The organism is Dehalococcoidales bacterium (genome assembly GCA_041652735.1).
Lineage (GTDB): Bacteria > Chloroflexota > Dehalococcoidia > Dehalococcoidales > RBG-16-60-22 > RBG-13-51-18.
In genome coordinates this window covers 1-9,661 of the sequence record JBAZGT010000042.1, presented here as the reverse complement: position 1 = coordinate 9,661, position 9,661 = coordinate 1, and the positions used below count along the sequence as shown (strand labels likewise).

The following is a 9,661-nucleotide window of genomic DNA, read 5'->3' as shown; positions in this document are numbered from 1 at the left end:
CAAATTACAGACACAGTCTGGGAAGTCTGGTTCAGTTTCTTAAAGCTTGGTTTACTAGATGAAACCAAAGGAAAAGTGTTACCTATGTCCCCGGTCTAAAGTGTAACCTATGTCCCAGTTTGCACAATATATGTATGGCTAATTTGGGGTCAGGGTTCAAGGCAAAGGGTGAGATTGCCACGCCTGCGTACGGTAACGCACTACGGCGTGCAGGCACGTCACGGCGTTCCGCGGAATGACCGGCTATTTGACCTGGCTGCTGCCGGGCCTGACCAGCGGGACGCCCTGGGCACAGAGGGGGCAGGAAGCGGGCTGGTAGGTAACGACATCCGTGCGGTGGCAGGCGTAAAAGGGCAGGCCGAAGTCCGGCTCCCGCGCGGAACGCAGGACGAGCACGCCAACCCCGACGATATCGCCGCCGAGCTTTTTTACCGCGGCGATGACCTCGCTGACCGAGCCGCCGGCGGTCATAACATCGTCGACAATAAGGACTTTTTCACCGGGGGCAATGGTAAAGCCGCGGCGGAACACCCGGCCGCTGCCGGAAGACTCGTCCCGCTCGGCGAAGATGCCGCGCACTCCCAGCTGCCGCGCCGTCTCGTAGGCCAGGATGATGCCGGGGGTGGTGGGGCCGGCCACGACGGCGACTCCCACGCTCCGGTAATGGTCGGCAATCATGCGGCAGAGCTTCTCCGTGAGCTCCGGGTACTGGATGACCAGCGACTTCTCCCAGTAGACCGGGGAATGCAAGCCGGAGTGCAGCAGGAAATGGCCCCGGAGCAGGGCGCCCGACTTTTCAAACATGGCTTCGACTTTATCAGTCATAATCCTTCATCCCGTCAAATCAATCCGTAGCGGCGGCAACCTGGTCGTTGAGGTCATAATTAAAAGCCACGCTCCATTCGGACGGCGGCCAGGAAATCAGCCAGGCCTTGCCGAGAAGATTGGCCCGAGGCATGAACCAGCCCCGACTCGAATCGTTGCTGACATCGCGGTTATCCCCGAGGAAGAAGAAGTTACCCTCCGGCACGGTCACCTTGTCCATGGAGTAGGTAAAGCTCATTTTGATATACGGCTCCGCCAGCATCACGCCGTTAACGTACACCACGCCATCGGTTATGGCCACGGTATCACCGGGAAGACCGATGATACGCTTAATCCAGTTCTCCTTGACGCCGCTGGGGGCTTTAAAGATAACGACATCGCCCCGCTTGGGATCCCCGCCGAACCAGTAAACGGCCTTATTGACCACCACGCGCTCCCCCGGATTAAAGTTGGGCAGCATACTGGTCTGGAAGACCTCATAGGTCTGAATGGTAGCCCGGGCCAGGAAAAACAGTCCCAGCGCCAGCACCAGCGTAATTATGACTTCACGTACCAGACTTTTCACTTCATATCCGCCTGTAACTTCTCCCAATTATACCCCAATTAAATGCCCCCCGCCAGTAAACCGGGGCGGGGGGCTTGCCCGATAATAAACGGCAAGGGTATCAGGACTACTACAGGCTCCGACCACACGGGAAAAGGTGCCGTACTTGTCTAAAAAGCCATCCCGGTTAAAAAAATAATGCTGCTGACGGGCAAAATAATCAGGGTGCGGCTGCCCGGCACCAGCTTCAAAAATAATAAATATCCGGCGGGACTTGACCAAAGGGGTGGTTTTGTTCTATTATACCAAGACAGTCAAGGTATCCGAATCTTGACAGGAACAGCAAATGGACACGACAAATACGGTCTTGCTGGCGATAGGGGCTTTCCTCCTTGGGGCCGTGCCTTTCTCCGTACTGATAGGCCGCGGGCTGATGCGCAAGGACATCACCACCTACGGCGACGGCAATCCCGGCGCGGCCAACGTCTTCCGTGCCGGCAGCATCAAGATGGGGCTGCTGGCGGTGCTGATGGACGTGGCCAAGGGCGTGCCGATGGTGCTCATCGCCAGCGAAGTATGCCACCTGCCCGGAATTTCCCTGGCGCTAATAGGCACCAGCGCGGTGCTGGGGCACGCTTTTTCCCCCTTCCTGAAGATGCGGGGCGGCAAAGCCATATCCGTTACCTTCGGGGTGCTGCTGGCGATGCCGCAGCGGGACATACTGCTGGTCTTTATCATCTTCATGCTCATCGGCTTCATGGTACTGAACACGGACTCCTGGATTCCCGTCCTGGGTTCGACCGGCACCTCAGTTTACCTTTTCCTTACCGACGGGCGGTCATGGTCGCTTTTGCTGATGCTCTGCATCCTGGGAATCTTCATCATCAAGCATTTCGAGTCGCTGCGGACTCTGCCCGGCTGGAACGGACGGCTCCTCCGCTGGGTGCAGTCGCGCAACCACTGACCCGGCGCCACGGTACAGAAAGGCTGGTAAATGGTATATCAGATAGTCATCGCGGGCGGGCTGGCTCTCTTCCTGCTCAACCTCGTGCTCAACCTTAGGAGCATGAAGACCCCCGACGCCAACAGCAAGGTGCCACAGCCGGCTCCCTTAATATCCGTGCTGATACCCGCCCGTGACGAAGAGGACAATATCCGCACCTGCGTGGCGTCTTTGCAAAAGCAGGACTACCCCAACTACGAAATCCTGGTGCTGGACGATAACTCCACGGACAGAACGGGGGCTATCGTCATGGAGCTGGCTTCAAAGGACAGGCGCATCCGCCTCATCCAGGGGCAGCCGCTGCCGGAGGACTGGGCGGGCAAGCCCTTCGCCTGCTACCAACTCGCCAGAGAGGCCAAAGGCTCGTGGCTACTGTTCGTGGACGCGGACACGATACACGAACCGCATATGCTGCGCAGCGTGCTGGCGCTGGCCCTGGAGCAAAAGACCGCCCTGCTTTCCGGTTTTCCGCGCCAACTGGCGGACTCCTTCGCCACCAGGGTGATTATCCCGGTGTTCTACTTTATCCTGCTCAGCTGGGTACCGATGTGGTGGCTGCACCGCACCAAAAAGCCCAAGCCGTCCATGGGCATAGGGCAGTTCTTTTTCTTCTCCCGCGATGAATACTGGCACTTCGGGGGGCACAAGGCGGTGCACGACAGGCTGGTGGAAGACGTGTGGATGGGGGTGGAGGTAAGCCGGATGGGCGGGCGGCACGTGGCCGTGGACCTGTCACCGGTGGTCTCCTGCAAAATGTACCGGGACGTCAAGGGCGCCTGGAACGGGCTGGGCAAGTCCATCTACTCCGTGGCGGCGATGGCACCGGTGGCGCTGGTGGCCCTGATAATTATAGCCTACCTTTTCTATATAGCGCCGTTTTTCTGGCTGTGGAACACCTTTACCGACCCCTCCGAGCCGCTGCTATGGCGCGGGCTGGTGGTTTTACAGGTGGCGATAATACTTTACATGCGCTGGCGGGTATGCAACCGTTTCCGCGAGCCGGTTGTTTCCCTGTGGTTCCACCCGCTGGGGATGATTTTCTACCTGCTGAACGTGCTTTACTCCGGGGGGCGGTGGCTGGTGGGGGCGGGCATTACCTGGAAAGAGCGGTTCTACGGCAAGGAGTCCACGATAGAGTAGAGGGGATACTAAAAACTCCCTTTATCCCTTTCCGATTTCATACGGAATCTGGCGACTTTACGAAAGAGGGACAATCCATTGAAGGGAAAAGGGGCATGACAGTCGGCCAAAGGTAAAAGGCCGGACTTGCCCGCCTGATTTCTACTATCTGTATATCTTCTTGAGGAATACCGCGCGCTTTTATTTCAGCTTCCCCGCCTGTTCCAGAGAGGCCCTTATTTCCGGGTTGGAACGAGGGTCTTCACCATTATAAAAGCCCGGCGAGGGATAGCCAAGTTCCAGGGTAACCGTATCCCCTCCGGGAAACGGCGACTGCGTCATGATGGTCACACCTCCGAACGATTGCGAGGAGATGGGCGTCCAGAACGCGCCCCAGTACACCGGGCCTTTATCCACACAGACCACAAAGCTCAGGCCGGAGACAGGTATTTTCATCTGTATTACCCGCGTGAAAGCTTCAGCGGTCAGCTCTATTTCATGGGTATCCCATTGGTACGAAACAATATCATCGAGCGAAATAACCGGTTCATCGGCTATCTCAAGGTGGCTCTGCATCTCCATTTTTGAAGGAGGGATGTCGTTTCCGGTCAGGTAGATGGCAAAGCCCTCGCCCGACGCCGCCTTTTCCCCGCACCCCCCTAAAGCCAGCGGCGCCAACAGCAGGCAGGCCATCAGCGCCATCGTTAGTCTTTTAATCATTTTACTGTCCCCCTTCCACCCATCTATAACGAACAAGCAGGTTTTTAAGTTACCCCCGGGAGATTAACTTACCTTACTCCCTTCGGTTCCCCCTCTCCGTCGACAGAGAGGGGGAAGGATTTGGAGGGATAGGGGGATATGATTATGCACTGCTAGGCCTTAATATCGAAGGTGTAGCCCTTGAGAACAGCGTCGATTTTAGCGGCTTCCGCGGGGGTGACTTCCACCAGCGGGAGGCGGGGTTTGCCGACGTTAAAGCCGAGCTTGTTCAGGGCGTACTTGATGGGGGCGGGGCTGGGCACGGAGAACATGGCGTTCACCAGCGGCACCAGCTTGCGCTGAATGGCCGCCGCCTCTTGAATGTGGTCGGATAGAATCAGCTCCACCATCTTTTTATACTGGAGGCCGGTGAGGTGGGTGGTCACGCCGATAACGCCATAGCCGCCCAGCGCCATGATGGGGAAAGTATCATTATCGTTGCCGGACCAGACGTGGAAATCATCGCGGATTTTACTGACATTTTCAATGACCTGGGCCACGTGGCCCATATCGCCGTTGGCTTCCTTAACGCCGACGATGTTCTTAATACGGCTCAACCGGACGATGGTATCCGGCGTCATATTAACGACCACGCGGCCGGGAATGTTATACATGATAATGGGCAGGCTGGTACTCTCCGCGATAGCTTTAAAGTGACGGTAAATGCCCTCCTGGTTGGGTTTGTTATAATAAGGCACGACGGAAAGGCAGGCGTCCACGCCTATTTTCTCCGCTTTCTCCGTATTTTCCACCGCTTCTTTAGTGCTGTTGCTGCCGGTATAAGCCACCAGGGTAGCTGTTTCCCTGACGGCGGACTTTACCTCGGTAAAGATGCGCATTTCCTCGTCCCAGGAGAGGGTAGGGGCCTCGCCGGTGGTGGCCGCCAGCACCAGGCCATCGTTCCCGGAAGCCAGCAGCGCTTTAGCCAGCCGTTTGGTCTGCTCATAATCAACGTCCCCGTTTTCCTGGAACGGGGTCACCATAGCGGTTAAAAGTCTGCCCAGCTTTTTCATGGAACAGTGCCTCCTTGAAATGAATACGATGTATTATTTTAGCCTAAAGACCCAGCAGTTTATCTACTTCAAAATCCCTCTCACTCTCCTTCCGATTTCATCGGAATCTTCGACTTTACGAAAGGGAGACGACAGCTTGAGCCGGCCTTTAAATTTATTGGCTATCTCTTTCAGCCTGCTTAGTAAAAAAAGGGAAACGGAGGCGGCTTTTTATCCCACCCGACTTTATTTTATAGACCCAGCAGTTTATCGAGGCCGTAGATGAAGCCCTTTTGTTTGACCACCGCCTTGACGGCCAGCAGCACGCCGGGCATGTAGCACTCACGGTTGATGGTGTCATGCCGGATGCTCAGCGTTTGCCCCGCCGCCCCGAAAATGACCTCCTGGTGCGCCATGAGGCCGGGCAGGCGGATGCTGTGGATATTAATGCCGGATACGTCCTGGCCCCGGCTGGGGGTAGGCTCTCCGGCGGCGGGGGGCAGGAAAGGCTTGCCGCGGGCTTCCGCCATAGCTTTGGCGGTTAAAAGAGATGTGCCGGACGGAGCGTCCAGCTTTTTATCATGATGAAGCTCCATGATTTCCGCATGGTCCATGAACTTACCGGCGATTTTGGCCAGGTGCATCATCAGCACCGCGCCGAGAGCGAAATTGGGCGCGGCCACGATGCCGATGTTTTTAGCGGCCGCCAGCCGTTCCATCTCAGCTAATTCATCGGGGGAGAAACCGGTAGTGCCGATGACCATGTTTACGCCTTTTCCCGCCGCGAAACGCACGGCCGGCATGGAGGCTTTGGCGATGGTAAAGTCCACCACCACATCCGGTTTGCAGGTGGTGACGATAGAGGGAAAGTCAGTGGAAAAGAGCACCTTGGATGAGCCGTCCGGCAGCGTCAGGAAATCACCGGAGACTTTCATGTCCACAGCGCCGACCAGTTTCATGTCCGGTTCCCGGCAAACGGCCCTGACCACTTCCTGCCCCACCCTGCCGGCGGCCCCATGGATAACTACCCTGATTGGTACCATAGCAGTACACCTCGTTAAAGAATCGGGGTAATAATTATCTCTGGTAAGGAGGCCGTGACGGGCCGCGGTTGGGCCGCTGGTCGTTGCCGTAGCGGGGCTTGCCCCGGAACCCGGAGGAACCGCCGGGGCTGCTCTTGCGGAACGGGTAGTCCGCCGAGGGGGCTTCGCCTTCACTGCCTGCCTCGCCGTCTTTTTCAAACAGCGCGCGCCGGGATAGGTTGACCCGGCCCAGGTTATCGATGTTGATTACTTTAACAGTGACCTCGTCACCGATTTTAACTGCATCTTCAACCCGGTCGATACGGTGGTCGGACAGCTCGCTGATATGCACCAGTCCCTCTTTGCCGGGGAGGATTTCCACCATGGCGCCGAAGTCCAGGATACGGCTAACCTTGCCGGTATACATATCGCCGATTTGCGCGTCACGGGTCAGGCCCTCGATAATGCCGATGGCTTTCTGGGTGGCTTCCATATCCGGCGAACCGATAACGATAGTGCCGTCGTCCTCGACATCAATGGTGGTCTTGGTGGACTCGATAATCGACCGGATGGTCTTGCCGCCGGAGCCGATGACCGCGCCAATCTTGCTCTGGTCGATTTTTATCTTGGTCATGCGCGGGGCGAAGCGGCTGACATCGCCGCGCGGGGCGGTGATAGCCGTGGCCATCTTGTCCAGAATAAACATACGGGCGTCTTTGGCCCGGGAAAGGGTCTGTTCCACGATTTCCAGGGTAATGCCCTTGAGCTTGGTATCCATTTGAATGGCCGTGATGCCGTCCCGGGTACCGGCCACTTTGAAGTCCATATCCCCGTTAAAGTCCTCGATGCCTTCAATATCCGTAAGCACGGCGAAACGGCCGTCATCGCCGGTAATCAGGCCCATAGCGATACCGGCCACCGCTTTTTTAACGGGCACGCCCGCGTCCATCAGGGAAAGACTGCCGGCGCAGACACTGGCCATGGAAGTGCTGCCGCTGGAGCTTAAAACCTCAGAGACCAGGCGGATAGTGTAAGGGAACTCGGCATCGGTGGGTAGGACGGGCACCAGGGCGCGCTCGGCCAGGGCGCCGTGCCCGATTTCCCGCCGCCCCGGCGAACCAACGCGCCGGACCTCGCCGGTGGAATAGCCGGGGAAATTGTAATGGTGAATGAAACGCTTGCTTTCTTCCAGTCCCAGCCCGTCCAGCATCTGCTCCTTGCGGGTGGAGCCGAGGGTGGTAATACTGAGCACCTGGGTCTGACCGCGGGTGAACATACCGGAGCCGTGAGTGCGGGGCAAAAGGCCCACTTCACAGCTGAGGGGACGGATTTCCGTGAGGGAGCGGCCGCTGATGCGCCGCCCTTTATCCAGCACGTCCGCCCTTACTTCCGCCTTAACGCGGGCGTCAATGGCGGCGGCGATATCGTTTTCCGTAACGCCTGTACCGGCATTGCGGACCAGCTCTTCAATGAGGGCTTCCAGCATCTGCTCGCGGGTATTTTTATCCGTCTCACGGAGGACGGTTTCCAGCTTTTCATCAACAACCCTGGCAAGGGCGGCCAGCGCTTCCGACTTGATTTTTTCTTCCGGCACGGGCAGTTTAGTCTTACCGGTCAGGCGCTGAAGCTCTTCCTGCATCCGGATAATATCCTGGTTGGCCTCATGGGCGAACTTGACCGCCTTGAGGACGATGTCCTCGCCGACTTCTTTGGCCCCGGCCTCCACCATGATAACCTTGTCTTTAGTGCTGACCACAACGAGGTCTAACTGGCTTTCGTCATACTGCGCCATCTTGGGATTCAGCACCAGCTCGCCGTTGATATAGCCCACGTTGACCGCGCCGATAGGCCCGTCAAAAGGTATCTCCGAAAGGGTCAGCACCGCCGAGGAGCCGATGACGGAAAGGATATCCGGGTCATTCTCCTGGTCAGCGGAAAGCACGGTAGTGACTACCTGAATCTCACTGTGCCAGCTCTTGGGGAGGAGCGGGCGGATAGGGCGGTCCGTCATGCGGCAGGCCAAGGTGGCCGCCTCCGAGGGGCGCCCTTCCCGGCGGATAAAGCCGCCCGGGATTTTACCGGCGGCATAGAGCCGCTCTTCATAATCGATAGTCAGGGGCAGGAAATCCACCCCTTCCCTAGGTTCCCTGTTAAAGCAGACGGTAACCAGGACCACGGTCTCCCCGTAGCGGACGATTACCGAGGCGTTGGCCTGCTGTGCCAGCTTGCCCGTTTCAATAGATAGGGTACGGCCACCAATGTTTTGACTTACAGATTGCGGTTCCAATGAAATACTCCCTCCAACCAACAGGCTTTATTTGCGTAATCCCAGTTTTTTAATCAAAGCGTTATACCGCCCCACATCCTCACGGCTGAGATACGACAAAAGCCTCCGCCTCTGCCCGACGAGCCTGAGCAAACCCCGCTGCGTGTGAAAGTCCTTGCGGTTGGCCGCCATGTGAGTGGTAAGCTGCGTGATGCGCTCGGTGATAATAGCGACCTGTACCTCGGTCGAGCCGGTATCGCCTTCTTTAGCCCGGTAATCACCGATAATGGCTGTTTTTCTTTCTCTGTCCAAGTTAATTCTCCACTTTGTCTATATTATTATTTAATACGAGCCATTATAACATAATATTGAAAGGGAAGTAAATTGATTTAGCCGGTTTTTCTCTCTAGTCCCGGCGGCGGGTGATATAGCGTTCATCGCGACGGTAGGGCCTTTTATCTATGTAATAGGCGCTGTGCCCGGTCAGCGGTTCAAACCCCAATGATTGATAAAAGCCCGCCTCGTATTCTCCGAATATGTAGATGGAAATAAAGTCTGCCCCTATCCGGAACAACTCGTTAACCAGTGTCTCCCCCAGCTTTTTGCCCAGCCCGCTTTCATCCCCGCCGATGAGCGACCCGTTTTCGTAGGCTATGCCTTTGCCCTGGTATGCCAGGTCAACACAGAACTCCATGACGGCGGCGCTCAGCCCGTCAAACATAGCCCGGGCGATACCCACCAGTTCCTCTTCCCAAAAAGCCCCCACGATAAGGCTGCTGCGACTTAACGGGCGGGCGGCTTTCTCCTTCCCGTACCCCTCCTCGCAGATATGATTGCGCCGGTAGAACGCGAACAGCTGCTCCGGTGTGATGGTCGGATTGACTTTGATCTTGACGTCTTTGAGATTTTTCATATACTCTCCGGTTGACAACCAAGCCATGTTACTATAAAGAGAAGGGAAAGTAAAAGGGAGAGGGATTAGGGAACTCGACCTCACCCCCTGTGTCCCCCTTGTATGTTTGAAAGATGGTAATATAAGCTTTAAAGGCACGGCAGACCGATTCCCCCTTGGTTTAATAAAACCGTTGGAGAGCGAGGGTCGCCGTGCCTGGACTTCCATTAGCCCGAACA

The 9,661-nt window shown here is 56.7% G+C and carries 9 protein-coding genes and 1 pseudogene; 2 read left to right on the top strand and 8 right to left on the bottom strand.

Going from position 1 to position 9,661, the window contains the following annotated elements; genetic code table 11:
- Nucleotides 1–243: 243 nt before the first annotated feature.
- Nucleotides 244–825 carry an orotate phosphoribosyltransferase gene (gene pyrE, locus WC370_11200; GenBank protein MFA5310028.1) on the bottom strand — a complete coding sequence of 194 codons (582 nt, stop codon included), beginning with the start codon at nt 823–825 and terminating at the stop codon, nt 244–246.
- 19 nt (nt 826–844) lie between these two features.
- Nucleotides 845–1,390 carry a signal peptidase I gene (lepB, locus tag WC370_11195; protein MFA5310027.1) on the bottom strand — a complete coding sequence of 182 codons (546 nt, stop codon included), beginning with the start codon at nt 1,388–1,390 and terminating at the stop codon, nt 845–847.
- A gap of 325 nt (nt 1,391–1,715) precedes the next feature.
- On the opposite strand from lepB, the gene WC370_11190 reads away from it, so the two are divergent.
- Both WC370_11190 and WC370_11185 read left to right on the top strand, forming a co-directional pair.
- Nucleotides 1,716–2,333 carry a glycerol-3-phosphate acyltransferase gene (locus tag WC370_11190; protein MFA5310026.1) on the top strand — a complete coding sequence of 206 codons (618 nt, stop codon included), beginning with the start codon at nt 1,716–1,718 and terminating at the stop codon, nt 2,331–2,333.
- Nucleotides 2,334–2,363: 30 nt separating this feature from the next.
- Nucleotides 2,364–3,512: a glycosyltransferase gene (locus WC370_11185; protein ID MFA5310025.1), complete on the top strand. Its 1,149-nt coding sequence runs from the start codon at nt 2,364–2,366 to the stop codon at nt 3,510–3,512.
- Between the two features lie 180 nt (nt 3,513–3,692).
- Here WC370_11185 and WC370_11180 read toward each other — a convergent pair whose 3' ends face one another.
- The 6 genes and pseudogenes from WC370_11180 to WC370_11155 form a co-directional block, all read right to left on the bottom strand.
- Nucleotides 3,693–4,211 (bottom strand): hypothetical protein, encoded by a 519-nt coding sequence (locus tag WC370_11180; GenBank protein ID MFA5310024.1) that lies wholly within the window; start codon nt 4,209–4,211, stop codon nt 3,693–3,695.
- 152 nt (nt 4,212–4,363) lie between these two features.
- The gene (dapA, locus tag WC370_11175) at nt 4,364–5,263 is read right to left on the bottom strand and encodes a 4-hydroxy-tetrahydrodipicolinate synthase (protein MFA5310023.1); all 900 of its coding nucleotides are present in this window, start codon (nt 5,261–5,263) and stop codon (nt 4,364–4,366) included.
- A 230-nt stretch (nt 5,264–5,493) separates the two neighbouring features.
- Nucleotides 5,494–6,285, bottom strand: a complete 792-nt coding sequence (gene dapB / locus WC370_11170; protein ID MFA5310022.1) for a 4-hydroxy-tetrahydrodipicolinate reductase — start codon at nt 6,283–6,285, stop codon at nt 5,494–5,496.
- Nucleotides 6,286–6,490: 205 nt separating this feature from the next.
- Nucleotides 6,491–8,551: pseudogene (locus tag WC370_11165) on the bottom strand (polyribonucleotide nucleotidyltransferase).
- A 27-nt stretch (nt 8,552–8,578) separates the two neighbouring features.
- On the bottom strand, nt 8,579–8,848 hold the full coding sequence (gene rpsO, locus WC370_11160) for a 30S ribosomal protein S15 (protein ID MFA5310021.1): 270 nt from the start codon (nt 8,846–8,848) through the stop codon (nt 8,579–8,581).
- An 88-nt stretch (nt 8,849–8,936) separates the two neighbouring features.
- Nucleotides 8,937–9,443, bottom strand: a complete 507-nt coding sequence (locus WC370_11155; protein ID MFA5310020.1) for a GNAT family N-acetyltransferase — start codon at nt 9,441–9,443, stop codon at nt 8,937–8,939.
- Between the last annotated feature and the right edge of the window lie 218 nt (nt 9,444–9,661).